The following is a 376-nucleotide window of genomic DNA, read 5'->3' as shown; positions in this document are numbered from 1 at the left end:
GCCGCGATTGTGATGGTGCATGCGATATTCGGCGCGGGCGCCGTGCGCCCCGTGATGATGATGACTGCGCTTGATCACCACTGTCTCTGCGCTTGCCAGCGTCGGCGCGGCGATCACGAGCGCACCGAGGGCCGCAACCATTAAACCAAGCTTCTTCATGATGTCCTCCTCCAAACGAATGCAGATCTAAACCGCAGATCTGCGCGAACGTTCCGGAGAGGCCGGCAGAGAATTCTGAACGGATGTTCAGACGAGGCCTCGCTAGTCGCAGCGCTGTTGCGAGGGAGTTGGTTTGTCGCTGGCGATGTACTTGCCGTCCCTGATCGTGTATTCGCCGCCCTCGCTGCGATTGTAGATCGCGCGCAGGCTGCCGTCC

The organism is Bradyrhizobium sp. (assembly GCF_016462955.1).
Taxonomy (GTDB): Bacteria; Pseudomonadota; Alphaproteobacteria; order Rhizobiales; family Xanthobacteraceae; genus Bradyrhizobium.
This window is presented reverse-complemented; position numbering follows the sequence as displayed.